The organism is Emticicia sp. MM (assembly GCF_001649495.1).
The window spans coordinates 21,663-47,288 of the sequence record NZ_LXHX01000028.1 but is presented as its reverse complement, the minus strand read 5'-3'; the positions used below and the strand labels follow the sequence as shown (position 1 = coordinate 47,288).

The window sequence follows — 25,626 nt, the reverse complement described above, 5'->3', positions numbered from 1 at the left end:
TGTCGCAATCAACCCACTAAATTGTCGTTTTTACATATTTCTAATTCCGAATATTGCCCGTAGTTTTGTGGCATTAAATCTTACAAAAATTATGAGAAAGCTAAAATTACAAGTACAAATGTCGGTCGATGGTTTTATTGCTGGCCCGAATGGTGAAATGGATTGGATGGTTTGGAATTGGGATGATGCCCTAAAAAAATATGTTTCAGACCTAACCGAGAATGTCGATTGTATTGTTTTAGGCCGAAAATTGGCCGAAGGTTTTATTCCACATTGGGCGGGTGCTGCACAAATAGAGAACGAAGAGCAAGGATTTGCCAAAATCATGAGTGAAACGCATAAAGTTGTTTTTACGAAAACACTCGAAAGTGCTGATTGGTCAAATACTGTTTTGGCAAAAGGGAATCTTGCTAATGAAATCAATACCTTAAAAAATCAAACAGGAGACGACATTATCGTATATGGTGGAGGGTCATTTGTTTCTTCTCTTATCAACGAAGGTTTGATTGATGAATATCACCTTTTTGTAAATCCTTCGATTTTGGGCAGAGGAATGCCTATTTTTCGAAGTTTATCTGCTAAACAGGGACTTACATTGAGAAAAGCACAGGGTTTTGATTGTGGAATTACGGTGTTGTGCTACGAACTGAAAAAAGATTGAAGTTAGTTTGGCACATTAATGATATTAGTTCGTTTTTACAAAATTATGAAAAACTATGAAAAATGAAATTTCTCTTTGCCTTTGGTTTGATGGACAGGCTAAGGAAGCTGCCGAGTTTTACTGCTCTGTTTTTGAGAACTCAAAAATTACATCCGAAAACCCGATGATGGTTACCTTTGAGTTGAATGGCCGAAAGATGATGGGACTCAACGGCGGACCACAATTCAAATTTAACGAAGCTGCTTCGCTTGTAGTATATTGCGAAAACCAAGAAGAAATAGATTATTATTGGACAAAACTTACCGAAGGTGGCGAAGAAAGTATGTGTGGTTGGTTGAAAGATAAATTTGGGCTTTCGTGGCAAATTGTGCCTTCAATTTTGGGCAAGTTGGTTTCTGATCCCGAAAAAGGCCAGCGAGTTGTACAAGCTTTTTTACAGATGAAAAAATTTAATATTCAAACACTCCTAAACGCTTAAAAAATGAAAAAAGATAAAATTATTTATTGGATTAGCACGGGCATCATTGCACTTTTTATCATTCCTGGAATATTTTACTTAAATAGCCAAATGGCCCTTGACGGTACAAAACACTTGGGTTTACCGATGTGGTTTCATTGGGAATTAGGTATTGCCAAGTTTATCGGTGCTATTTTAATTGTAATGCCTTTCACACCAAAACGTTTCAAAGAATGGGCTTATGTAGGTCTTGGAATTGATTTTCTTTCAGCCACAATTGCTCATATTGCGGTTGATGGTGTTTCTGCAATGTCATTTTTTCCACTCTTAATGTTTATTATTTTAGCGATTTCTTACATTTATCATCATAAATTAGAGAAGGAATGACCGATGCTGAAAAAGTAGCAGTCTATATGCAGGAATTGGAACATCCGCTAAAGGCAGAAATAGAAGCATTGAGAGTAATTATTAAAGAAACTGATGTCCGAATTTCGGAACGAATCAAGTGGAAAGCTCCAAGCTATTACTACACAGAAGATTTCTTGACATTCAACCATCGTATGCAAGATAGAGTGCATTTAATTTTTCATAATGAAGCCATTCCAAAGATAAATTCTGCCATTCTCGAAGGTGATTATAAAGACCGTCGAATGGTATATTTTAAGGATATGGCCGATGTTTTGGCTAAAAAAACTGAATTACAGAGAATTATTGCCGAGCTACTGGAATTGATTGAAAATTAAGATTTTACCGAAAATGCTAAAGATTTGCGAGAAAGGTCATCAATTTTTCAAAAATAGCGATTGTCCAACTTGTCCAATTTGTGAGCAAGAAATGAAGCTAAAAGATGGATTTTTAAGTTTACTTGCTGCTCCTGCACGGCGAGCGTTAGAAAATAGAAATATTCATACTTTAGACGAATTATCAAAATTTAGCGAGGTTGAAATTCTGAAACTTCATGGAATGGGTAAAGCATCACTTCCTAAACTTCGTAAGGTTTTGGCAGATGCTGGTTTAGTTTTCAAATAGTATTTTTGTAGGTAAAATTATGATTGAAGTTTTTAAGACTGATATTAAAAATAAAACCCAGGCAAATGCAATTATTAAAGCCTTAAAACTACGTTTTCCTGCATCGGATTTTAATTTTGACCTTAATGATTGTGATAAAATATTGAGAACTGACAGCAATCAAAATATCACGAGTGGTGTTGTTGAAGTGCTTAATAGTCAAGGTTTTATATGTGGAGTTTTAGAAGGGTAGCTTATTCCGTAGGCTACTCTTTTTATTTTGGTTGATTAGTAACAAAAAAATAATGCTCTAATTTTTAAAAATATTTAATAAAGCAGTATTTTCGATAAAAATTCAGAGACTATTCAACCCTAACATGGAATCCAGAAGAGACTTCATCAAGAAAGCAACTTTATTGGCCAGCGGAGCTGGTCTGATGGGAGTTTTGCCTCCATCTATTCAAAAAGCATTGGTAATCAATCCTGCCGAGGGCAGTACCTTTTGGGATGCTGAACACGTAGTGATTTTGATGCAGGAAAATCGCTCATTCGACCACAGTTACGGCACACTTCAAGGCGTGCGTGGCTTCAATGACCCACGAGCCATCAGTTTACCCAATAAAAATAAAGTTTGGTTGCAATCGAACCCAAAAGGGGAAACTTTTGCACCGTTCAGACTCAATCTGAAAGATTCAAACGCTACTTGGATGAGTTCGTTGCCACATTCGTGGGAAAACCAAGTCGATGCTCGCAATAATGGCAAATATGACAAATGGCTACACGTAAAGCAGTCTGGCAATAAAGCCTACAAAGAAATGCCTTTGACTTTAGGGTATTATAACCGTGAAGATATTCCGTTTTATTATGCACTGGCCGATGCCTTTACGGTGTGCGACCAAAACTTTTGTTCGTCACTAACAGGCACAACACCCAATCGTTTGTATTTATGGACGGGTACGATTCGTGAAAAAGCTGATTTTGATGCAAAAGCCAATGTAAAAAACGAAGACGTTGATTATGGAAAATGGGCAAAATGGAAAACTTTCCCCGAAAGATTGGAAGAAAACGGTATTTCGTGGAAAATCTACCAAAATGAAATCAGTTTGCCAGTTGGTTTTGAAGGGGAAGAAGAAGGTTGGCTTGCCAACTTTACCGATAATCCGATTGAATGGTTTGAGCAATATGCCGTGAAGTTTTCGCCCGAATATTACAAATACATTCAGAAAATGAATGATATTTTGCCGAAAGATATTGCTACGCTCGAAAAAAATCTGACATCGCTCAATGGTGCAGAACTTGAAAAAGCAAAGACTGAATTGGCTCGGAAGAAATCGTATTATGAAATATTAAAACAAGATTTGGTGCAATATACGCCCGAAAACTTTGAAAAATTAAGCGATTTTAATAAAAAACTCCACCAAAAAGCCTTTACCAATAATCGCAACGACCCTCATTATCATGAACTGACTACGCTCGAATACGATGATAATGGCACGTCAAGAAAAGTAGAAGTTCCAAAAGGCGATGTTTTGTATCAGTTCAGAAAAGATGTTGAAAATAAGCAATTGCCGATGGTTACGTGGTTGGTTGCTCCCGAAAATTTCTCCGACCACCCTGGAGCTCCGTGGTATGGTGCTTGGTATGTGTCGGAAGTGATGGATATTCTGACGAAAAACCCAGAGGTTTGGAAAAAAACTATTTTCATTTTAGCTTATGACGAAAACGATGGCTATTTCGACCACGTTCCGCCGTTTGTGCCGCCACATCACATAAAGCCAAATACGGGCAAAGTTTCGGCTGGAATTGATACTTCGGTCGAGCAAGTAAATTTGGTTCATGAAAAACAAAGAAAATACAAAGACCCCGAAAAAGATGCTCGTGAAGATGCCATCGGCTTAGGCTTTAGAGTGCCGTTGGTGATTGCCTCGCCATGGAGCAGGGGCGGAAACGTGTGTTCGGAAGTCTTTGACCATACATCTATTTTACAGTTTTTGGAGAAATTCTTGAGCCATAAAACGAAGAAACAAATCACAGAAACCAATATCAGCGATTGGCGTAGAACCGTTTGCGGCGACCTTACTTCCACATTCAAACCTTACAATGGCGAAAAGATTGCTTTACCAACATTCGTTGCCAAAGAGCCATTTATTCAAAGTGTTCATAAAGCAAAATTTAAGAAATTACCCTCTAACTTTAAACCCTTAACTGCTGATGAAATTAGCGGCGTAAATACACAAGGTGCTGATTATGAATGGCTTCCGAAGCAAGAAAAGGGAATTCGTAAAGCTACTTCAATTCCGTATGAATTATATGTTGATGGGCGACTGAGTGAAGATAGAAAAACTTTCCAAGTGGTTTTTGGGGTAGGTGATAAGGTTTTTGGGAATAAAGTAAAAGGTTGTCCGTTTATGGCGTATTTTACTGAAAATGAATTAAAAACTCGTAATTATGCTGTAAAAAGGGGCGATGAATTAACCGATACTTGGGCTTTAGAGGCATTTGCCAATAAAAATTATAAAGTAGAAGTTTATGGCCCGAATGGATTTTATCGCTCGTTTGCTGGTAACGAAACTCAGCCACAACTCGAAACAAAATTGAAATACCAAGCCAACGATGCCGCCAAAAAAAGCTTAACAGGCAATGTAGTTATTGAGTTGCAAAACAAAGATAACCGAAGTTTGAAAGTCGAAATAAATGACTTATCGTACAAAACTGGCAAAAAGGTGTTGGATTTACCAAAAGGTGGAACAGCAAATTTGGTTTTAAACTTACAAAACAGCCACCAATGGTATGATTTTTCGGTGAAAGTAGAAGGAAATGATACTTTTGAGAAAAGATACGCAGGCCACGTTGAGACTGGTCGAGAAAGTTTCACTGACCCTGCGATGGGGAGAGTTATTTAAGAGTTGTTTTATAATGAAGTCTTCGCTTCAAGCGAAGACTTCATTTATCTTTAAGGTACTTGGAATATGATTTTGTTCAGGTTTTAGTTTATAAAATTAAAATGTTTTATACTCGAAATTCATGGTTTGAATCACGTTATAGGCAAAATAACTTCTAAGTACTTTGGTTGGTAAATTTTGATTATTCGTACTAACCTCATAATCCCATGTGGTATTTCCGTTTATAGTTTTCTTTGGATAAAATTTGCTAACTAAACCAAAGCCAAAAAGATAAGGGTCTTCAATTATCTTGCTGACTATTATTTTTTGAGCATTAAGAAAATTAGAAATCGGATTAAGTGCAGTTTCATGATATGACACTTCTGCTTTTGATGTAGCAAAAAAGTTTGTTGAGGTATGGACGTCATTTGTGTAATTATAAGAAGACCTTACTATATTCTCCATTGAAGTTGAAGTTAGTTGGCCTTTATTATTATAATTAAAAATAAGTATTTCTGAGGATGCTTTCTCAATACCATTTTGTACCGAAAAAGAGCGTATTTCTGCAACTTTATCTTTATCATATACAAACCTATCAATATTTATACTTTCACTTCCGTCACTGATTTTATACAGTGTTTTCATTTCCGAGGCTAAATTTTCAGAATTATAAGCGACAAAGACTGTATATTGATTTTTACTTGAAACAGCTCCTGTGTTTAAATCGTAATAGATATGGGTCTGAGCAATGCTCTCAAGGCTTCCTTTGGAATCATAGGAAAAATTAAATTCTTGGTCACGAGTTTTTTTATTATTGTAGATTTCGTTGACTGTCAATTTTGAAATATAACTTTTGGGAGTTGGAGGAGGAACCGTTGTAGCACCTATTTCGGTTTCTTTCTTACACGAAAATATTGCCATTGATATGACAATGGCTGTCATAAGTAGTTTTTTCATTTAGTAGTAAAATTTCAAAGTGTTTATTTTCTGTGAATTACTTGTGATAATTGCCTCAACTGGCAAGTTAGCTTTGTTGTATTTATAGCTGATGATATAATCTTTTTTATCTTGAGAATAACTTTTAGGTGAGTTTTTAGAAAAACCATTATAATTATTTAAGAAAATCGAATTTCCGAATTCGGACATTATAATGAGTTTGACGTCATCTGGTAAATAGTAAAATGGATTATTAGTTGTGTCAAATTCATTTTTTTGAATATTACCAGACCTATTTATTGAAATTATGTTTTCGTCTTTAACTTCAAAATCGTAAAAATTGGTAATACTATATCTAATTCCACTCACTTTTAAGGCGGTATTGTATCGAATGGAAAATGTGCTATTCTGAGACATAATACTTTTTAGAAGATTATCACTATCGTATTCTACGGTTATGGTTGAGGAGGTATTATTTTTGATGGAACTTACTGATTGAATTTTATTTTTGTTATAAACAAAATTTAAACTTTTAACTGGGCCAATGCTGTTTAAGTCATATTTATAAAAAGAGGTGGCCTTAATTATCAGACCATTGCTGTACTCAAAAGAAACAGAATCTCTTACATTAGAAGAATTGAACTGATTCGTTAAAATAGTGTATGATTTTAGGGGATATTTTGCTGGATTTGTGCTTTCTTTTTTACACGAAGAGATAAACAAATAACAGCCTAATAGATATAAGATTACTCGTTTCATTATTTATTGTTGTATGAAAAATTGAATTTTCTGTAAAAGCTCGAAGATGTATCACCAATTGAAATTTCTGTTACGTAGCCAGCTTGATTTGAAGTAGAGTTTAAATCGATGGATTTGTTCATTGCACCCGAAGATGTAATTTTAGATGGTACATTTTTACTCATTATATTTAGATGTTCAATCGAAAAGTTAAAAATCTGAATAACATTTTCGGTGCAGTAAAAGACTTTCTGCATATTTGCTGGCAAGGCATAAAATGGACTTAGTTTGGTTACACTATAACCTTGATATTCAAATGTAATAGGAGAGTCTTTTTCAAAATACTTACTTAGATTGTCATCAACAAATGTATTCTCTACTCGTAAAAAACCATTTCTTAATTGATTAAATCCTTTGTCTGTATCTTCTAATTTTGTAATAAATTCTGAATAATTACCGCTTTGGTATGCACCATTAACTTTATTGAGTTTATTGGTAGCCTCATCGTATTCAAACTTGAATGATGCTGAATATTGATATTCAAGGTCAATAGTTTTACAGTCAGTTAAATTACCTTTACTATCATAGTTAAAAGTGGTTTCGTATTTTTTTATGAACCGATTTGTTGCACTTGAAGACCCTGAGCGGAACTGGTAATTTGTGGTATTAACTATTTTTTTATTGACATCGTAGTTTACTAACAAAGAGTCTTTTTGTAGATAACTGTAATTTTTGAAGGTACTAATTATTTTGGTTAAATATTGATTGTCTTTTTGTGGCCCATTATAGCTTACTTTTTGAACTGTAGGAGTTATATCAGTTGGTTGGGGTTCGGCAGATTGCTTTTTTTTACAGCCAAGAACGCAAAGTAACAGTGAAAATAAAACAAATAGTTTGTTCATAGATAAATTGAATGGTTGTATGAATACGCTTTTTGAAACTCAAATATAAGGATAAGAGCTTTGAAAAAACAAATTTTCAAAGCTCTTATCCTTATATTTTTATCTCAATTCTTCAACCGCTTCAATTTTTCCAAATTCAAAATCGTAATCTTACCCGATTCAATTTCTATTAGTTTTTCGTCTTTAAAATCCGAAAGCGTTCTGATGGCAGTTTCGAGCGAAGTTCCTGCTACATTTGAGAGGTCTTCTCGACTGATTTTCATGTTATTGCTGGCAGTTCCTTCTTTTACCAAATGGCTATGAAATTTTAGTAAAGCTTCCGAAATACGTTTTCTGACAGAATTATAGGCGAGTTTGAGTAGTTGTTCTTCGTTGGCCTTTACATTGTTGGATAAGAGTTGAATAAATTTCTGAGCAACTTGGCGGTTTTTATGAATGAGGTTATAAAAATCATTTTTCGGAATGAGGCAAATTTCGCAATCTTCCATTGCCGCTGCTGATTCGGTAAAATTACTTTCTTGTAGTAAATCGACATAACCCAAGTAGTCGTCTTTGTCATAAATGTTGATAATCAGTTCTTTACCATCGTCATTGGTCTTGAAAGTTTTGATTTTGCCTTTGATAATGCAGAATAAATAAAGTGGATAATCTCCTTCACGATAAATCTCGCTTTTCTTTTTATAACTTCTTACTTCACGACTTTCGAGTAGTTTTTTTAGTTCTTGGTCGCCACCTGCATCACTGATTAGTTCGTCGAGTCCGCCTAAATCTTGTGTGTAGTTTTTTTGTAAAAGCTCCACTTTTTTCAATCTACTTTCGATGGCATTCAGCAATTCTACATCATCAAAAGGTTTGGTTATGTAGTCATCGGCACCCATTTCCATGCCTTTTCTGAAATCCGAGCGGTCGGCTTTGGCAGTCAGAAATATGAAAGGCGTATTGGCCGTGTCGGGAGTTTTCGAGAGTAAGTGCAGCACACTGTAACCGTCCATGATTGGCATCATGATGTCGCAGATGATTAAATCTGGTTTTTCGGCGTGGGCTTTTTCAACGCCAACTCGGCCGTTTTCGGCAGTTACTACCTGATAATCAGCCAGTTCGAGAATCTCGGCTGTGTTTTCTCTGATTTCAGTATTATCTTCAATGAGTAATATCTTTTTCATATCATGCTAAAAATTTCGAGGAAGGTTTATAAAAAATGTTGTGCCTTCGTTTTCTTTGCTTTTAAATGTGATTGTGCCTTTCAGCAGATTTACGTAGTGAGCCACAATGCTCAAACCAAGTCCCGTACCTTGAATTTCGCCTGCATTACTCGACCTAAAAAAACGCTCAAATAAATGCTTTTGGTCGGCTTCAGGAATACCGATGCCTTGATCGGAAACGCTTAGTTTAATTTCATTTTCTGATAAATTGGCACTAATTGTAATGTTGGTGTTTTCTGGTGAAAATTTGATAGCGTTTGAAACTAAATTTATGATAATATTTCGAATAAGTGTCTTATCGAGATTTACTAAACATCTGCCGTTACTTGAGCAAGAAAGGATGATCCTTTGCTGTTTTTTTGTAATTCCTTGCAATTCCTGCATTAAACCCTCAATCAAATCATGTAAATTGAAGGCTTCTATATTGAGCATTACTTTGCCTTCTTCGAGTTTATTCAACGATAAAAAGTCATTCAGAATATCAGTAAGATTACGTACTGATGATTTGATTCTACCGATGTGTTTTAGGCGTTTTTCTTCATCTTGCAACGCAGAATATTTCTCAACCAACGAAAGCGAAGACAAAACCGTGGCCAATGGTGTGCGAAATTCGTGCGAAGCAATCGAAATAAATCTTGACTTCATCGAATTTACTTCTCGTTCACGTTTCAATGAGTTATCGAGTTCGTCTTTGGTTTGTTCGAGTTTCTGAATCGCTTCCTTAAGAATCATTGTACGTTCTTCAACTTCTTTTTCAAGCTCTGCTTTATAGGCAATGAGTTGATTTTCAGCCTTTTTCCTGATACTAATATCAATAATAAAGGCAATTACAAAACTTCCTTGACTATTTGTATATGGACTCAGACTCACTTCAACAGGAAATTCTGAATTGTCTTTCCGTTTCGCAAACAAATCGAAATTTGCTCCCATCGAACGAGCGTGCGGACATTCAGAAAATTGTTGTCGATGTTTTCTATGCCTTTCAGTCAAGCGGTTAGGGATTAATATTTCAATCGGTTGACCTATAAATTCATCTGCTGCGTAGCCAAACATTATTTCGGTGCTTGGATTTACTTTGATAATTTTCCCTTCATTATCCGTAATAAGAATGGCTTCTGTGGCAAATTGAAAAATAGCTTCTACCTGATTCAGCATGTCGTTTTCAGCAATTGAAATATTGGTTGCAATCATCGGGCAAGTTAGGATAATAGTGAGGTGCGAAAATATGACTTTCGTCATTATTTGCAAAAATACTAAGGGTCAAAGATAAAAATTTCTCTTCGAAAGTGTTGCGTTTTATCAATATCATATTTGCTTATGACAAATGTCATAATAATTGATTGCTAAAAACCCAAAATTTGTATCGTAGAAATTATAGAATCAATATCTAAAAACAAGCTACGTTATGAAAACCATCGTATTTGCAACTGATTTTTCGAGAGGTTCAAGAAAAGCTGCCCAAACGGCCGCCCAAACGGCTATTAAAACTGGAGCAAAACTTATTCTTTTTCATGCGTATCGCTATTTGATGCCGCTTGATTCGGAAATGAGTATGTTGGCGGTTTCGGCTCAAGATTTAGAAAAACATAGCTTGTATATGCTCAAACGGCTAAAGACTCGCTTGATTAAGAAGTTTTCGCCAGTCTTAGAGATTGATATTTTAGTAAAAGAAGGTTTAGTTATTGATGCTCTTTGCGATGCTTTGGCAGAAACTAATGCCGATTTATTGATTATGGGAAGCGTGGGCGATTCGCCATTGGGAAGTAGATATTTTGGCAGTTTAGCAACTTCAATGGTTCATCATACCAAAGTTCCAATGCTGATTGTACCGCCAAGAGCAAAATATTCTACATTTCAGAATGCTGTTTTAGGACTTGATTTTAGGTATGATATTGATGCTGAAGTTTTGGGTAAAACTGTAAGTATTCTCCGAGATTTAGATACAGTTGTGAATCTTTATACTGTTACCGAAGAGTCAGATTTTGCAAAAGATAGTGCCTTGAAAATCAGAGAGTTACTGAAAAATGTGCCGCATACTTACACAATTGTCGAAGGTGGAGATTTCTCGAAAACTGTTTTAGGTTTTTCTAAGTCAACGCATGCCGATTTGATAATTACGTTTCCGAGAAAACACAATATTTTCGAGCGATTCTTTACCGATACCAATACTGAACGGTTGGCAAAAAATGATAGTATTTCTATTCTGACGGTTGTCTGATAAAATATTTAATTTCCCAACTTTCAATCTCTAATAATGGAACACCGATGATACTTTTTGTAAAACCTGACATAAATGCAACTGATTTGATAAGGAAGTTCAATGAAATCTATCCATTTCTTCGCCTCGAAATTTATTATCGTGGCGAAGAGATGAGCGATGCCTATCATAATTGTCAGTTGAGTGATATTGTGCATAAAAAGGCTGTTGAAAATTTTGCCATTTCGCCTGAAATGAAAGTTTCAGAGGTGGAAAGGCTTTTTTGGGATAATATGGGAATCCAAATCTCAATATTTAGAAAGTCAGGCAAAACTTGGCTCGAATCGTCTTTTACCAATTATTGGTCGCTCGAACGACAAAATACGTTGGGAAAAGGTATGAATGATTTTATGAATAGCGAACCACAAAAACTGATGCAATGAGTATGATAGCCGAGGTTGAAGAAAAATTGGTGTGTTATCATTGCGGAGATGAATGTCCTGATGATTCGATTGCTTTTGAAGACAAACATTTTTGTTGTCATGGTTGTCAAACGGTGTTTGAAATTTTACAGGATAATAATCTTTGTGCCTATTATGACCTCAACGATAACGCTGGAATTAGTCTAAAATCCAAAAACTTCGAAGGGAAATATAGCTATCTCGATGAAAGAGATATTGTTGCTCAATTGCTTGATTATCAGTCGGGTGAGTTGAGTAAAGTTACTTTTTATGTGCCAGCCGTTCATTGTAGTTCGTGCGTTTGGCTGCTTGAGAATTTTAATAAAGTCAGAAAAGGAGTTATTACTTCAAGGCTCAATTTTATCAAGAAAGAGCTTTCGTTGAGCTATAATCCTGTTGAGGTCAGTTTGAAAGAAATTGTTGAATTGTTGGCTACATTGGGTTATGAGCCATTACTCAATTTGGAAAGCTCCGACAAACCCCAACAAAAAAACACTGCACAGCGAAGTTTGATTCTGAAAATTGGCGTTGTAGGTTTTTGTATGGGAAATATCATGATGATGAGTTTTCCTGAATACTTTCACCTCGACCTCAAAAATAGCATTGATGCCACTTATCAGAAGTTTTTCTTGTATTTCAACTTCATGCTATCGTTGCCTGTTTTCTTTTACGGAGCTTACGATTATCTGAACGGTGCGTGGATTTCAATCAAAGAAAATTTCAAGAAAACCACTGATGTTTTTAGTGTTGATATTCCGATTGCGGTTGCTATCATAACACTTTATGGACGCAGTATTTACGAAACATTCGTCAATAATTCGGCGGGTTATTATGATAGTTTGGCGGGTTTAGTTTTCTTTTTATTGGTCGGGAAATGGATGCAGCAAATCACTTATAATTATCTTTCTTTTGAGCGAAACTATAAGTCATATTTTCCGTTGGCTGTTAAGGTTTTACGTGGAAATGTAGAGTCGTTTATGAATGTGATGGAACTCAAAAAAGGAGATACTATTTTCATTCATCACCAAGAGTTGATTCCTGCCGATGCCATCATTTCAAAAGGAAAAGGAATGATTGATTATAGTTTTGTAACGGGTGAATCTGACCCTCTAAGCAAAAATGTTGGTGATGTACTTTTTGCGGGTGGTCGCCAAAAAGGTGAGCGTTTGGAGTTGATTGTGCAGAAACCTGTTTCGCAGAGTTATTTGACCCAACTTTGGAATAATGAGGCATTTATGAAAGAAAAAGTAATGCCTACAACCGAATTGGCTAATTTGTTTAGTAAATATTTTACAGCTATCACTTTTACAATTGCAACCATTACAGGTGTTTATTGGGCGTTTTTTGAACCAAGTCTTTTTTGGAATTCAATAACTGCCGTTTTGATGGTGGCTTGTCCGTGTGCCTTGACGCTCTCGATGCCCTTCACGATGTCAACAACGATGGCAATTTTCGGACGAAATAAATTTTATGTTAAAAATCAGGGCGTAATTCAATTGCTCAACGAAGTAAACGAAATTGCTTTTGATAAAACAGGAACTTTGACCGAAAGCAACTCTGAGAAGGTGATTTTTATTGGTTCTGAATTAAGCGAGTTTGAACAAAAACTCGTAAAAACGCTAACCATGCAATCGGCTCATCCATTGAGCAAAATGATTGCGAGTTCGTTGAATAGTAAAGATTTCAAAGCCTTGACGATTGATTATTTTCAAGAGTTTCAAGGAGAGGGCCTCGAAGCCAGTATTGCTGGAAATTTAGTAAGACTTGGTAAAGGTGGTTTTATTCAATCGGCAATTAATAAAGAAGTGAAACATACACATTCATTTCTTGAAATTAATAGTATTTTGATTGGCTATTTTATGGTCGAAACTGTTTTTCGTAAAAATTGGCAGATGATTTTAACAAACCTTAGTAAAAACTTCAAGCTATTTATACTTTCGGGTGATAATGATGCCGATAAAGATAAAATCGCACCTTATTTCAACGAAAATGCGGTTCATTTCAAACAAAAACCACAAGACAAACTCAATTTTATCAACCAAGAGCAACAAAAAGGCAATCACGTTTTAATGATTGGCGATGGCTTAAACGATGCTGGTGCGTTGAGACAAAGTAATGTTGGTATAGCCATCAGCGAAGATATTAAGGTCTTTTCACCCGCTTGCGATGCTATTCTCGATGCTTCAAAATTTGGTCAACTGGCTGATTTTCTGAAGTTTAGCAAAACCTCGCTCAATATCGTGAAGGCAAGTTTCATACTTTCGTTGGTGTATAATTTTATAGGAATCGGTTGGGCCGTTACTGGCGAACTTTCACCAGTGTTGGCGGCTATTTTTATGCCTTTAAGCTCAATTTCGGTGGTACTTTTTGCGGTTGGGCTGACGCATTTATTTGCACGTTTTAGAAGATTATAAGTTGTTTTTATTGATAGGACACAGATTACACAGATACAAGTAGCACAGGTTTTCACAGTTAAAAATTTTTGTCCCATTATTCATTATCAATTATTCATTCATAATTTAAGAATATGAGCATTATCTTATTTTTAGCAATAGCTGCTATTTTGGTAGCAGGTGGTTTTTTGGGAGCGTTTATTTGGGCAACCAAAGATGGTCAGTACGATGATACTTATACGCCATCGGTCAGAATGTTGTTCGATAACCCTGTACAGAATCCTGAATCGAAAATTAATAAAGATGAGTAAGGTCATCTTTATCTGTGATATTTCTCAATAAATTTTGTTCGGCTTTTGAAGACTTTTGTTTCATAAATCAAGGCTATTTATGAAACAAACAGGTTCGAAGTGCGTTTACACGATAGCACTAACCACTATGATGTTAGTGCTATTTTTTTCTTACTCGGAGACATCGGCACAGCAGCACAGTGCATTTTTGAATGTTCCCGAAACTCAACTCTTCAAGAATAAAAACATCTCAATTTCGGTCAAAAACGTAAAATATACCGAGTATTACAAAGAATTTGACTGTAAATGGGAAACCAGCCATGCAGTTGTAAGTGGTTTGAGCGATACTACGGCTCAGAATTATATAAATGATTGGCTTTCAGGAATGACTTTTTTCGGTACGTGTGATGGCGACAACGAGTGTCTTGATATTGCATCGTTTCATTATTTCTACAAAATGACGTATGTCACAGCTGTTCAAAATGACCTTCTTGGATTTTTTCAGAAAGCAGGAAATTGTAAAACTTCCGAGACGCCTTGTTGTGAAACTCAAGATTGGGAAATTTATGATTTGAAACAAAAACGTTTTTTGCTCGAATCAGATATTTTCAAGCAAGATGAGGCTTCTCAAAAACTATTCTTTAAGGCAATCGAAGAAAAAGTTTCGCAACGACACTTGAAATTAATTGCAGATTGGAAAGCATTTGACCGCCAAATTGGTATTGAAAGCAAAGCAGGGAATACTAAAATAGTGATTTTCCTGCTTGAAGATGTTGTGGGGCAACCCAAAGGTCTAAAACTCGAATTTTCTGCTCAAGAAATAGCCAGAACGCTCAATAATGAGATTGCAAAGAGGGTTTTTTAGGTTTCATTTCAACAAACTGATTTCTATCATATTGTCCCCAAATGCAGGTCATGCTTTGAGTAGAAGTTGATATTTAAATTTGTTTAATCAATCTAAAATTAGCTTCACCATGAAAAAGATTCTGCTTCCAACTGATTTTTCCAGAGCATCCGAAAGAGCTATTCACTATGCTTTGGCGATGTTTAGCGATACAGCCTGTGAGTTTACGTTGTTGAATACCTACACAACCAATACTCAACCCGAAATAGCCATGTATGTCTTAGATGATTTGAAAGCAAATGCCGAAAATCTGATGGGAGGTTTCATGAAAGGTTTGAAACAGTTTGATAATGAGTCTCTTCATACATTTCGGGCAGAGTATATGCCAGTTTCAACAGCGAGTGCTATTGAGATTTTGAATCAGACAAACCAATACGATTTGGTAGTTTTGGGAGCAAGTGGTGTAGGCAATAATCTTTTATTTGGGAGTGTAGCTACTGATGTTGTACGCAATGTTAAGGCAAATACACTTATTATTCCAAACAATACGCCAATTACCCCAATTAAAAATGTGGCGATGGCCGTTGATTATAATGAAGTGAGTGATTTGAAAGTTTTTGATAATCTCAAAGATTTGCTCGCACAAAAAGATGCACAATTAACACTCTTGACTGTCTTAAAAGATAATCAATCGGCAGACGAATTAGATGGCTTGGCAAAATACGAATACCATAATTATTTCAGCGATGTAAAAGTCAATGATTTTTACATTAAAAATGCGGATGTAGAGAAAGGTATTAAAGAGTTTTTGGAAATTCACCGTGCCGACCTGCTGGTGATGGTTTCTCGCCATCATTCATTTTTAGATGTTATTTTCAATCGAAGCGTCACTCGCAAGTTTGCTTATCATCCATCAGTTCCTTTGCTTAGTATTTATGATGAAGTGCCAGCACCATTTATCAATGAAGCAGAGATTGTTACGTTCTGATGTAAAATATAGAAATTACGTGTCAATCTATGTGTGTCACGGATAGATAATTTTAGAGTTTAGTTTTCTAAAAAATATAAAAATATTATGACAACTTCTAAACTAAATCAATTGAATCACGCTCATTTTGAGCATAAATTATGGCGAAATGAACTCGAATTAGTTGCACAAGAAGCCACTTTTTTCTTGAAAACCCTCGACGAATACAAAACCAAAACTATTTCTCAATCGCGTGATTCGCTTATGGTAGCAGAATTTGTGAAACAGTTTCACCATTTTCAACGATTAACCAAACGTTTACTTGAAGAATTAAGTGTTATTGAAAAAGAAGTTGCTCAGGGTGTAAAAGAAGAAAATATTCTTGATGGCGAGCAACGAAAAGACCGTGCTTATCTGAACGAGGAAATGAAATATTTTGAGTCAGATTATCGTGAAACAAAGTTTAGTTTCCGCAAATTTATTGCTACTTATGAGCCAGCTCCATCGCTCAACTGATATTATGATTTTAATCATGTTTTCTTCAGACCTCAGTCATGTTTTTGGCTGGGGTCTGCTTGTAATTTTACACCATGATATTACAAGATATAAGAATTTCAGAGAGTAGAATTTAGAATGAATTAATGATTCTCATATCTCAAGTCTCATACCTCAGTTTTTAACTATCTACCATAAACCAAATCTTATGCGATTATTTGCCAAACCTTTTTTCAGTAGCGACTCTCATTCAGGGGGTGGGGGTGCATTAGAAGGTTTTTATTACGACAATAAAGTTGTAAAAGCCTTTATGATTGCGGCCGTCATTTTTGGTGTTGTCGGAATGTTGGTTGGTCTTACAGCGGCTACCCAATTATTTTGGCCAACTGCCAATTTCGGAATTCCGTACACCACTTTTGGTCGTATTCGCCCGCTGCATACCAATGCCATCATTTTTGCTTTCGTCGGAAATGCCATGTTTGCGGGTATCTATTATTCAATGCCAAGATTATTGAAAACACCGATGTTTAACCGACTATTAAGTTGGATACACTTTTGGGGTTGGCAGTCAATTATTTTGGCGGCAGCAATTACTTTACCGCTTGGTATCACAACTTCAAAAGAATATGCCGAGTTAGAATGGCCGATTGATATTGCGATTGCCTTGATTTGGGTAGTTTTTGGTACCAACATGATTGGTACAATTATCAAACGCCGTGAACGACACATGTATGTAGCAGTTTGGTTTTATATTGCTACTTTCATCACTGTTGCGATGCTTCACATCGTAAACTCGTTTGAATTACCAATCTCTTGGACAAAAAGTTATTCACTCTATGCGGGTGTGCAAGATGCCCTCGTTCAGTGGTGGTATGGCCACAATGCCGTTGCGTTTTTCTTAACCACTCCGTTTTTGGGATTAATGTACTATTATATGCCAAAGGCGGCTAATCGTCCAGTTTTCTCTTATAAACTCTCAATTATTCACTTCTGGTCACTTATTTTCTTATATATCTGGGCTGGACCTCACCACTTGCTTTATTCTTCGTTGCCTGATTGGGCTCAAAGTTTGGGTACTGTGTTCTCAATCATGCTCATTGCTCCATCTTGGGGTGGTATGTTGAATGGTCTATTGACACTCCGTGGTGCTTGGGATAGAGTACGTGAAGACCCAGTTTTAAAATTCTTCGTGGTTGCGGTTACTGCTTATGGTATGGCAACTTTTGAAGGCCCATTGTTATCGTTGAAAAACGTAAATGCGATTTCTCACTTTACTGACTGGACAATTGCTCACGTTCACGTAGGTGGTTTAGGTTGGAACGGATTCATGATTTTTGGTATGCTCTACTGGATGGTACCAAGAATGTGGAAAACCAAAATATACTCATTATCACTCGCAAATACGCACTTTTGGGTAGGAACACTCGGTATTTTGTTCTGGACATTGCCAATGTATTGGGCAGGTTTTACCCAAAGTTTGATGTGGAAAGAGTTTACAAAAGAAGGATTCTTGGCTTATCCTAACTTCTTAGAAACCGTAACTCAATTGATTCCGCTCTACGCCATGCGTGCCTTCGGTGGGTTGCTTTATTTGATTGGTACATTCATCATGATTTATAACTTAATCAAAACTGCTGGACAAGGAAGTTTTGTAGCTGACGAATACGATGAAGCTCCAGCGTTGGTTAAAAATGTAAAAGTTGCGGGCGAAGGCTGGCACTCAGTTATAGAGCGTAAACCAGTGATGTTCATGTTATTATCTTTGGTTGCTGTTATCATTGGTGGAGCAGTTGAGTTTATTCCAACGTGGTTGGTTGAATCAAACATTCCGACCATTGCATCAGTAAAACCATATACACCGCTCGAACTCGAAGGACGTGATATTTATATCCGTGAAGGTTGTTATACTTGTCACTCTCAGATGATTCGTCCATTCCGTTCGGAAACTGAGCGTTACGGAGAATACTCAAAAGCAGGTGAGTTTGTTTACGACCACCCATTCCAATGGGGTTCTAAGCGTACTGGGCCAGATTTGCACCGTGTTGGTGGTAAATATCCAGATAGCTGGCACTACAACCACATGATGGACCCACAAACAATGTCGCCTGGTTCGATTATGCCTACTTACCCTTGGTTATTATCAGATAAATACAATAAAAATCAATTACCTGATAAAATAAATGCCATGCGAACTTTGGGTGTTCCATACCCAGAAGGCTTTGAAGATGAAGCAATCGCTAATGCCGAAGCTCAAGCAGAAGGTATCGTGAAATCTTTGGCCGATGCCAAAATCACAGCAAAAGGAGACAAAGAAATCATTGCCCTCATTGCTTACCTACAACGCATGGGTACTGATATTAAGAAAGAACAAGCGGCTGTAAAATAAACTACCCCACCCAACCCTCCCCGATGGGGAGGGCTTTAAATAAAACTGCATAGGAAATTGGAGTTTAAAAACTCCCTCCCTATCGGGGAGGGTTGGGGAGGGGTCAAACAAATAAAACTATGTTCAGAAATATTTTAAATGGTATAGAAGGGGTATCAATATTCCCTATCTTTTCACTAATAGTATTCTTTGTTTTTTTTACTGCACTCGGTTTTTGGGTTTTTAAAGCAGACAAAAAATATGTGAAGCACATGGAAAACTTACCTTTCGACAACGAAAAATAGGTTTTCAAGAATAGAGGTCAGGACTAACTGTCCAATATCGTCCGTTGACCATCGACTAAAACAAATTATTAATCATTAAAATTGTCATAAATGAACTTATCATTCAAAACAGGAGATGAATTGATTCTATTCTTGGTATTGGTAACTCTCGTCATTTTTGCAATCGTCATTTTGTTTGTAGTGTTCGGAATTTTCCGTGCCTTAAAACAAATTGATGCCGAGCGAAGTGGTAAAATAATCGAAGCATTTAGCTTCAATACTTGGTGGAAAGGCTTAACAGGGGCAGTGCCTTTGGAAAAAGAAGAAGTGATTTTATTGAATCACAATTATGATGGAATTAGGGAGCTTGACAATCACCTTCCACCTTGGTGGAAATATCTTTTCTACGCTACGATTGTATTTGCCGTTTTCTACCTGCTCGATTATCACGTTTGGTATTCAAGCCCTTCACAGGAGGAAGAATATTTAAATGAAGTAGCCGTAGCTGAAAAACAAATCGAAGAGTACCAAGCCAAAAATGCTAATAGTATCGACGAAAATTCAGTAAAACTGTTAGTTTCTGATGCTAAAGTAGTTGCCAAAGGCAAAGAAATCTTTACTGGTAAATGTGTAGCTTGTCATGGTGCAGCGGGCGAAGGTGGCGTAGGGCCAAACCTAACTGATGAGTACTGGTTGCACGGTGGTACAATCAGTGCAATTTTCAAAACCATCAAAAATGGTGTTCCAGAAAAAGGTATGATTGCTTGGAAAGCTACCTTGAAACCAAACGAAATGCAAGATGTATCGAACTATATAATGTCGATTGCGGGTACAAATCCGCCAAATGCAAAAGCTCCGCAAGGTGAAAAAGTAGCTGCCGATTCGACAGCAACAAAATAAAAATCATTCCCAACCCTTTGCTAATTTGTAAAGGGTTGGGGCTTTATTCGGCATCAATAAACGCAAGGCCGAACCTCTATAAAAACAAAATGAATACATCATCAACTATCGAGGAGTTTTATGAAGAAGAATTCCGTGATACAATCGCCACGGTAGATGCCAACGGAAAACGCATTTGGTTACATCCTAAAAAACCAAAGGGAAGTTTTCATAACAAAAGAATCATTGCTACAATTATTTTTCTAACGATATTCTTTTCTGTTCCTTTCATCAAAATTGGTGGTCAACCGCTTTTAATGATGAATATCTTTGAGAGAAAGTTTGTGATTTTTGGTCAACCTTTCTTTCCTCAAGATTTTGTGTTGTTTGGTATAGGAATGATTACTTTTTTTGTATTTATCATTCTCTTTACGGTAGTTTATGGCCGTTTTTGGTGTGGTTGGGCTTGTCCACAAACAGTTTTCTTGGAAATGATTTTCCGTAAAATCGAATACTGGATTGAGGGAGATGCACGTCAACAACACAAACTTGATAGCGGTCCGTGGACTTCCGAAAAAATTAGAAAGAAGACTCTCAAGCATTTTATATATATAGTTTTTTCGGTGATTATTGCCCACTTTACAATGGCTTATATCATCGGAATCGAAGAAACCATCAATATTGTAACGGTTTCGCCAGCCGAACACTGGTCTGGTTTCATCGGAATCATTGTTTTTACTGCTCTATTTTATTTCGTATTCACTCGTTTGCGTGAGCAAGTTTGTATTGCCATTTGTCCTTATGGTCGTCTGCAAGGTGTTCTGATGGGTCGTAGTACAATGGCTATTATGTACGATTTCGTGCGTGGCGAACCAAGAGGGAAACTTACAAAAAATCCTGAAAAAGTGAATGGTCAGAAACATGGAGATTGTATTGACTGTGCATTATGTGTGCAAGTTTGCCCAACAGGAATTGATATTCGGAACGGAACTCAGCTCGAATGTGTCAACTGTACGGCTTGTATTGATGCTTGCGACGAAGTAATGATTAAAATTGATAAACCAACGGGGCTTATCAAATACGCATCTCAAGAAAGCATCGAAAAGCGTACACCATTCAAACTGTCGGTCAGGGCTTATGCTTATTCGATTGTTTTGGTGCTTTTAGTAGCGGTTGAAGCATTTTTATTGATAAATCGTTCAATGGTTGAAACCACGATTATGCGTGTACCAGGGCAGATGTACCAAGAGCAACCCAACGGAGTTATCAGTAATTTATATAATGTTCAGTTTATCAATAAAACATCTGAACCCATTCAATTAACACTGAAAGTAGCTGATAATAAGGGTACCATACGCATTCAAGGCGGAAAACTCAATGTGCCAATGCAAGGCCGTGCCGATGCAGTATTTTTCTTAGATATTCCTAAAAAGCAAATTACAGATATTAAAACTCCTCTAAAAATTGAAGTTTATAACGGCACAACACTCGTTGAAACCGTAAAAACAAACTTCTTAGGGCCAGCGGAATAAATCAATTTTGAATGAGTCAATGATAGAATGAGTGAATGTTTTTTCATTACTCTATCATTCACTCATTCTATCATTCAAAATTTCAATAAAATGAACTGGGGAAAAAAAATAGCAATCGTTTATTTAAGTTTTGTTGGTTTTATGGGCTTTTTAGTCTGGAAATGCCTCCAACAAGACGATATACACTTGGTTAGTCAAGATTATTATCAAAAAGAAATAGCTTACCAAAACGACATCGATCAGATGAATAATACCAATCAACTTTCTACACAATTGAAATTTGATTATGTATCTGAAAGTAAGACAGTTAAGTTAGACTTTCCAAAAGAATCAATCGGTTCGACTGGTAAAATTAATTTTTACCGACCAGCCGATGCTCGTAAAGACTTTGCGGTGAAGCTTGATATTGCTAACACCGAAATTCAATCTATTCCAGTAGCTAATCTTGACCGAGGTTTATGGGTGGTAAAAGTCTCGTGGAATAAGGATGGCAAAGGATATTACAAAGAAGAAAAAATGGTTTTATAGAGTTCTGAGTTGAATTAAAAACTCAGAACTCAGAACTCAAAACTCAAAAGACGTGTTTTACTCAGCATTCATAATGGGCTTTATTGGTAGTTTGCACTGCGTTGGTATGTGCGGGCCAATCGCCATGATGTTACCCGCCGATACTTCCAAACGCTGGAAATTTATCGCAGGAAGAGTATTATACAACGGAGGGCGTTTGATGACTTATGCGATTCTTGGCTTATTAGTAGGTTTTATTGGTGAAAGTACCACTTACTTTATGTCGCAAAAATCACTTTCTATACTTTTGGGTGCTTTGATTCTGATTGGCGTATTTTTACCTAAAACTTGGCAACAAAAACTCAGCCTAAATAATTATGTGTTTGGCTTTACAAACTATATAAAAGGTTCTTTATCAAGGCTTTTTAAAAAGCATTCTCTTGTTACTCAGTTTTCATTTGGAATATTAAACGGCTTTCTACCTTGTGGTTTGGTTTATGCGGCATTAAGTGGAGCATTTCTCACCGAAGCCCTTACTGATGGAATGTTATTTATGTTTTTGTTTGGGGCAGGTACATTACCCATGATGTTGGGCGTGAGTTTGGGGGCAACTTGGCTAAGAAAAACATTCGGTTCAAAACTTCCCAAACTTATTCCAATTACTTATTCTTTAATCGGTTTTTGGTTGATTTTCAGAGGCTTAATTATTTCGTTTCCACATATAATTAAACAGAATATTGATTTATCAAATATTCCGTTTTGTCATTAGAATTTATTAGGTTTAGGTTGGAAAAAGCAAGAGATTTTCTCTTGCTTTTTTTGTTTTTTGGAGAAATAAAATCTATTGTTAAGCTAATTGTTGATTAAAAAACAACAACGTTTCGGTCAGATGCTCAGTCCAATATTCCCAAGTGTGACCGCCAGAAAACTCCTCGTAAGTGTGGGGTATTCTATGGTTTTTAAGTTCATTGTGTAATTGGCGATTTTGTTCAATCAAAATATCATCAGTTCCACAGTCAAAACGAAAAGGAGGAATAGTTTCTCTATTTTTCAAAATCCATTCTAAAATACCATCTTGTTCTAAGGCATCGTGCTTTAATTGCTCAAAATCAGCCACAAATTCACCGATTTGATTAAAATGAGTGATAGAAGAAAGTCCAGAAACAGCCCTAAATAAGTTTGAATATTTCGCTCCCAAACGCAAGGCTCCAAACCCACCCATCGAAAGGCCCGCAATAAAAATGGACGATTCATCAGTTATTTCTGAATACTGTTCTTTCATTATAGCAATTACATCTTCGACAATCCAACGTTCATAATCGGCAGATTGATGTGGCACATAACCGCTTCCATCGGCATAAAGTCCATCCGAAGGCATTGCCAGAATCATCGGTTTTATTTTCCCAGTTTCTATGAGACTTTGGGCGGTTTTGTGGGCATTACCCTTCATTGCCCACGCCCAATGACTGCCATAAACACCATGCAGCAAAATAACAAGAGGAGTTGCTGACTTCCCTGAACCAGACGGGGCATAAACCGTAATATCGGCTCGCTTCTTCAAGGCATTACTCTTAACTGTAATGAAATCTAAGCCTTGAAAAGTGGCCTTTTCGGTGGTGAAAAATTGACTCATTTTCTGTTTTTAAAATACAATAACTCCTTTGGCATTGTGGCCTGCATGCATATCGGCAAAGGCATTTGATAATTCATCAAGTGCGTAAGTACGTGTTACCATTTTATCCAAAATCAATTCGCCTTTGGCGTAGAGGTCTTGTAAAATCGGAAAATCAATTTGTGGACGAGTTTTACCGTAAAGTGGATTTATGTAGATTTTATCCCATTCAAACAGATTCATGTCAATTAAGATTTCTTGTTCGATACCACTCACTTGTACGGCCATTCCTGCATTGCGAACCATTGCTAATGGAGCAGCCCCAAGTTCGGGGATTGCCGTACATTCAAAGGCATAATCAGCCCCTCGTCCGTTTGTCATGCCTTTTACAACTTTGGCGGCTTCGGTCAAGCCTTTATCGCTTTTTTCTGCTAAAACAGTATGCGTTGCACCATATTCTTTGGCCATTTCGAGCCTCAACGGATTAATATCTACGGCAATGATTTTCCCAGCCCCCGAAATTCTCGCTCCTTGAATCACATTCAAACCCACGCCTCCTGTGCCTAAAACCACTACCGAGCTACCCGATTTTACTTTGGCGGCATTTACGACCGAACCATAGCCAGTCATTACACCACAACCTACAATAGCTGCCGACGAAAAGGGCATTTCGACGTGCATTTTCACACAAGCAGCTTCTCGAACGAGCGTGTATTCAGACATCGTTCCGAGACTAAAAGCCCGTTCGATAGCTATATCTTTAAAAGTAGTCGAAGCAAAAGTGGCGTGTCCTTCGCTTACTTTATTTCCTGCCGTTACGGCCGAGTTTCGCTCGCAAATATGTTGGTTTCCCTCTTGACATTGAAAACATTCATAGCACGGAATTGCCCAATTGAGCATGACTTTATCACCAACTTTAAGCGATTTTACGTTTAAGCCGACTTGTTTAACAATTCCTGCTCCTTCGTGACCCATTACTAAAGGCTTGCCCCACGACTGAGAGTCCCAGTCGGTATGGCAAACTCCAGCTGCTTTGATTTCGACCAAAACCTCATCGCCATGAGGCTCAGCAACTGATATTTCTTGGATGGAAAAACTACCTTTTCCATCGGCAACGGCGGCTTTGCAATGTATCATTTGCTATAAATTACGGGGTTTAAATAAGTATCAATCACTTCTCCTACTTTTGCTCCTGGACACCAAACTTCCCAGTCTTTCTTCTGATTTTCGTTTTCTGGTTCTTTCAGAATCATGTCTCTGTCCATATAAATCATCGTCATTACCTTACGAACTTGGTCAGTGTTATTGGCACCTGCACGGTGAAAAACCCAGCCCGAGTGAAAACTTACTTCGCCCAAATCATACGGTTCGATTACATGCTTAAAGTCGGTTACTCTTAGTTTTTGCTGAATCTTTTGTTCGCTATCGTCACTGATGGCCAATTCACGCCCTTCGACAATGGCATGGCTTCCCGCACTAAATTCTAAGGGACCCATTTCAAGCGGAACAGGCTGCAATGGAATCCAAGCTGTTATAGTTTTATCAGTGCTAAGTGGCCAATAATATTGATCTGCGTGCCATGGGGTGATTCCACCTCCTGCTTCTTTAAAAAGAGCTTGGTCATGGTAAAGTCTTGCTCCTTCGGCTTGCATCAATTCGGCGGCAATTTGGCCCAAACGTTTGCTCAAAACAAACTCTTTGCAGGTGTCATCTTCACGCCAAAGATTAAAAATTTGAAGAAATGCCTTTCCATAAGTATCTCTTTGGTCGATGGGCTTATCTTGTTTATTGATTTCATTTACTTTTCGAGTGATGGCCTCGCCATAGTATGCCAGTGTTTCGGCATCTAACACATTTTTTAGCTTGATGTAGCGATTTTTTTGGTAAAATTCAATTGCCTCGGCTGGCAATTGATACGTTTCGTTTAATAGATTTTTCATTGCTTAGATTTATTGAAATAGATTTGATGCAAAGTTGAATAAATTTTGTGTAGCGAGATTTGAGTTTTTTTTCA

Annotated in this window: 27 protein-coding genes; 19 read left to right on the top strand and 8 right to left on the bottom strand. The window is 36.9% G+C overall.

The window, feature by feature from the left end:
• Positions 1–91 precede the first annotated feature (91 nt).
• From A6M55_RS04325 to A6M55_RS04295, 7 genes are all read left to right on the top strand, one after another.
• On the top strand, positions 92–661 hold the full coding sequence (locus tag A6M55_RS04325; protein WP_064196641.1) for a dihydrofolate reductase family protein: 570 nt from the start codon (positions 92–94) through the stop codon (positions 659–661).
• Between the two features lie 55 nt (positions 662–716).
• The gene (locus A6M55_RS04320) at positions 717–1,139 is read left to right on the top strand and encodes a VOC family protein (RefSeq protein ID WP_064196640.1); all 423 of its coding nucleotides are present in this window, start codon (positions 717–719) and stop codon (positions 1,137–1,139) included.
• A gap of 3 nt (positions 1,140–1,142) precedes the next feature.
• Positions 1,143–1,505, top strand: coding sequence for a DoxX family protein (locus A6M55_RS04315; protein WP_064196639.1), 363 nt, complete (start codon positions 1,143–1,145; stop codon positions 1,503–1,505).
• Positions 1,502–1,861 carry a DUF1801 domain-containing protein gene (locus A6M55_RS04310; protein ID WP_064196638.1) on the top strand — a complete coding sequence of 120 codons (360 nt, stop codon included), beginning with the start codon at positions 1,502–1,504 and terminating at the stop codon, positions 1,859–1,861. The genes A6M55_RS04315 and A6M55_RS04310 overlap by 4 nt, the downstream gene beginning before the upstream one ends.
• A 13-nt stretch (positions 1,862–1,874) precedes the next feature.
• A complete protein-coding gene (locus A6M55_RS04305) occupies positions 1,875–2,147 on the top strand; it encodes an RNA polymerase alpha subunit C-terminal domain-containing protein (RefSeq protein ID WP_064196719.1) in 273 nt (90 codons plus the stop codon).
• Positions 2,148–2,166: 19 nt separating this feature from the next.
• Entirely contained in the window at positions 2,167–2,379 is a 213-nt protein-coding gene (locus tag A6M55_RS04300; RefSeq protein ID WP_064196637.1) for a hypothetical protein, read from the top strand.
• Between the two features lie 124 nt (positions 2,380–2,503).
• Complete coding sequence (locus A6M55_RS04295) at positions 2,504–5,029, top strand: phosphocholine-specific phospholipase C (protein ID WP_064196636.1); 2,526 nt, start codon at positions 2,504–2,506, stop codon at positions 5,027–5,029.
• Between the two features lie 96 nt (positions 5,030–5,125).
• Here A6M55_RS04295 and A6M55_RS04290 read toward each other — a convergent pair whose 3' ends face one another.
• The 5 genes from A6M55_RS04290 to A6M55_RS04270 form a co-directional block, all read right to left on the bottom strand.
• The gene (locus A6M55_RS04290; protein ID WP_064196635.1) at positions 5,126–5,965 is read right to left on the bottom strand and encodes a hypothetical protein; all 840 of its coding nucleotides are present in this window, start codon (positions 5,963–5,965) and stop codon (positions 5,126–5,128) included.
• The gene (locus tag A6M55_RS04285; protein WP_064196634.1) at positions 5,966–6,703 is read right to left on the bottom strand and encodes a hypothetical protein; all 738 of its coding nucleotides are present in this window, start codon (positions 6,701–6,703) and stop codon (positions 5,966–5,968) included.
• Positions 6,703–7,584 (bottom strand): hypothetical protein, encoded by an 882-nt coding sequence (locus tag A6M55_RS04280; protein WP_064196633.1) that lies wholly within the window; start codon positions 7,582–7,584, stop codon positions 6,703–6,705. Before A6M55_RS04280 ends, A6M55_RS04285 begins: the two co-directional genes overlap by 1 nt.
• A 104-nt stretch (positions 7,585–7,688) precedes the next feature.
• On the bottom strand, positions 7,689–8,747 hold the full coding sequence (locus A6M55_RS04275; protein ID WP_064196632.1) for a response regulator: 1,059 nt from the start codon (positions 8,745–8,747) through the stop codon (positions 7,689–7,691).
• Between the two features lie 6 nt (positions 8,748–8,753).
• Positions 8,754–10,025, bottom strand: coding sequence for a PAS domain-containing sensor histidine kinase (locus A6M55_RS04270; RefSeq protein ID WP_229235477.1), 1,272 nt, complete (start codon positions 10,023–10,025; stop codon positions 8,754–8,756).
• 166 nt (positions 10,026–10,191) lie between these two features.
• Here A6M55_RS04270 and A6M55_RS04265 point away from each other — a divergent pair, with 166 nt between their 5' ends.
• The 12 genes from A6M55_RS04265 to A6M55_RS04205 all read left to right on the top strand — a co-directional run bounded on the left by A6M55_RS04265 (position 10,192) and on the right by A6M55_RS04205 (position 22,769).
• On the top strand, positions 10,192–11,004 hold the full coding sequence (locus A6M55_RS04265) for a universal stress protein (protein WP_064196630.1): 813 nt from the start codon (positions 10,192–10,194) through the stop codon (positions 11,002–11,004).
• 47 nt (positions 11,005–11,051) lie between these two features.
• Entirely contained in the window at positions 11,052–11,426 is a 375-nt protein-coding gene (locus A6M55_RS04260) for a hypothetical protein (protein ID WP_064196629.1), read from the top strand.
• Positions 11,423–13,858, top strand: coding sequence for a heavy metal translocating P-type ATPase metal-binding domain-containing protein (locus A6M55_RS04255; RefSeq protein WP_064196628.1), 2,436 nt, complete (start codon positions 11,423–11,425; stop codon positions 13,856–13,858). The genes A6M55_RS04260 and A6M55_RS04255 overlap by 4 nt, the downstream gene beginning before the upstream one ends.
• A gap of 113 nt (positions 13,859–13,971) precedes the next feature.
• Positions 13,972–14,148 carry a cbb3-type cytochrome oxidase assembly protein CcoS gene (gene ccoS, locus A6M55_RS04250; RefSeq protein WP_064196627.1) on the top strand — a complete coding sequence of 59 codons (177 nt, stop codon included), beginning with the start codon at positions 13,972–13,974 and terminating at the stop codon, positions 14,146–14,148.
• Positions 14,149–14,227: 79 nt separating this feature from the next.
• Positions 14,228–14,992: a hypothetical protein gene (locus tag A6M55_RS04245; RefSeq protein ID WP_119364401.1), complete on the top strand. Its 765-nt coding sequence runs from the start codon at positions 14,228–14,230 to the stop codon at positions 14,990–14,992.
• A gap of 109 nt (positions 14,993–15,101) precedes the next feature.
• On the top strand, positions 15,102–15,959 hold the full coding sequence (locus A6M55_RS04240; RefSeq protein ID WP_064196625.1) for a universal stress protein: 858 nt from the start codon (positions 15,102–15,104) through the stop codon (positions 15,957–15,959).
• Between the two features lie 87 nt (positions 15,960–16,046).
• The gene (locus tag A6M55_RS04235; protein ID WP_064196624.1) at positions 16,047–16,454 is read left to right on the top strand and encodes a hypothetical protein; all 408 of its coding nucleotides are present in this window, start codon (positions 16,047–16,049) and stop codon (positions 16,452–16,454) included.
• 187 nt (positions 16,455–16,641) lie between these two features.
• The gene (gene ccoN / locus A6M55_RS04230; RefSeq protein ID WP_064196623.1) at positions 16,642–18,819 is read left to right on the top strand and encodes a cytochrome-c oxidase, cbb3-type subunit I; all 2,178 of its coding nucleotides are present in this window, start codon (positions 16,642–16,644) and stop codon (positions 18,817–18,819) included.
• 374 nt (positions 18,820–19,193) lie between these two features.
• Positions 19,194–19,982: a cbb3-type cytochrome c oxidase N-terminal domain-containing protein gene (locus A6M55_RS04220; RefSeq protein WP_064196622.1), complete on the top strand. Its 789-nt coding sequence runs from the start codon at positions 19,194–19,196 to the stop codon at positions 19,980–19,982.
• 89 nt (positions 19,983–20,071) lie between these two features.
• Positions 20,072–21,493 (top strand): cytochrome c oxidase accessory protein CcoG, encoded by a 1,422-nt coding sequence (gene ccoG, locus A6M55_RS04215; RefSeq protein WP_064196717.1) that lies wholly within the window; start codon positions 20,072–20,074, stop codon positions 21,491–21,493.
• A gap of 90 nt (positions 21,494–21,583) precedes the next feature.
• The gene (locus tag A6M55_RS04210; RefSeq protein ID WP_064196716.1) at positions 21,584–22,021 is read left to right on the top strand and encodes a FixH family protein; all 438 of its coding nucleotides are present in this window, start codon (positions 21,584–21,586) and stop codon (positions 22,019–22,021) included.
• A 52-nt stretch (positions 22,022–22,073) separates the two neighbouring features.
• The gene (locus tag A6M55_RS04205) at positions 22,074–22,769 is read left to right on the top strand and encodes a sulfite exporter TauE/SafE family protein (RefSeq protein ID WP_064196621.1); all 696 of its coding nucleotides are present in this window, start codon (positions 22,074–22,076) and stop codon (positions 22,767–22,769) included.
• 78 nt (positions 22,770–22,847) lie between these two features.
• Here the strand turns inward: A6M55_RS04205 and A6M55_RS04200 are convergent, their stop codons facing one another.
• Genes A6M55_RS04200 through A6M55_RS04190 form a run of 3 tightly spaced genes read right to left on the bottom strand, consistent with a single transcriptional unit; the run spans position 22,848 to position 25,552 of the window.
• Complete coding sequence (locus A6M55_RS04200) at positions 22,848–23,633, bottom strand: alpha/beta hydrolase family protein (protein ID WP_064196620.1); 786 nt, start codon at positions 23,631–23,633, stop codon at positions 22,848–22,850.
• 9 nt (positions 23,634–23,642) lie between these two features.
• Entirely contained in the window at positions 23,643–24,749 is a 1,107-nt protein-coding gene (locus tag A6M55_RS04195) for an alcohol dehydrogenase catalytic domain-containing protein (protein WP_064196619.1), read from the bottom strand.
• Positions 24,746–25,552, bottom strand: a complete 807-nt coding sequence (locus tag A6M55_RS04190) for a phytanoyl-CoA dioxygenase family protein (RefSeq protein WP_064196618.1) — start codon at positions 25,550–25,552, stop codon at positions 24,746–24,748. The genes A6M55_RS04195 and A6M55_RS04190 overlap by 4 nt, the downstream gene beginning before the upstream one ends.
• Between the last annotated feature and the right edge of the window lie 74 nt (positions 25,553–25,626).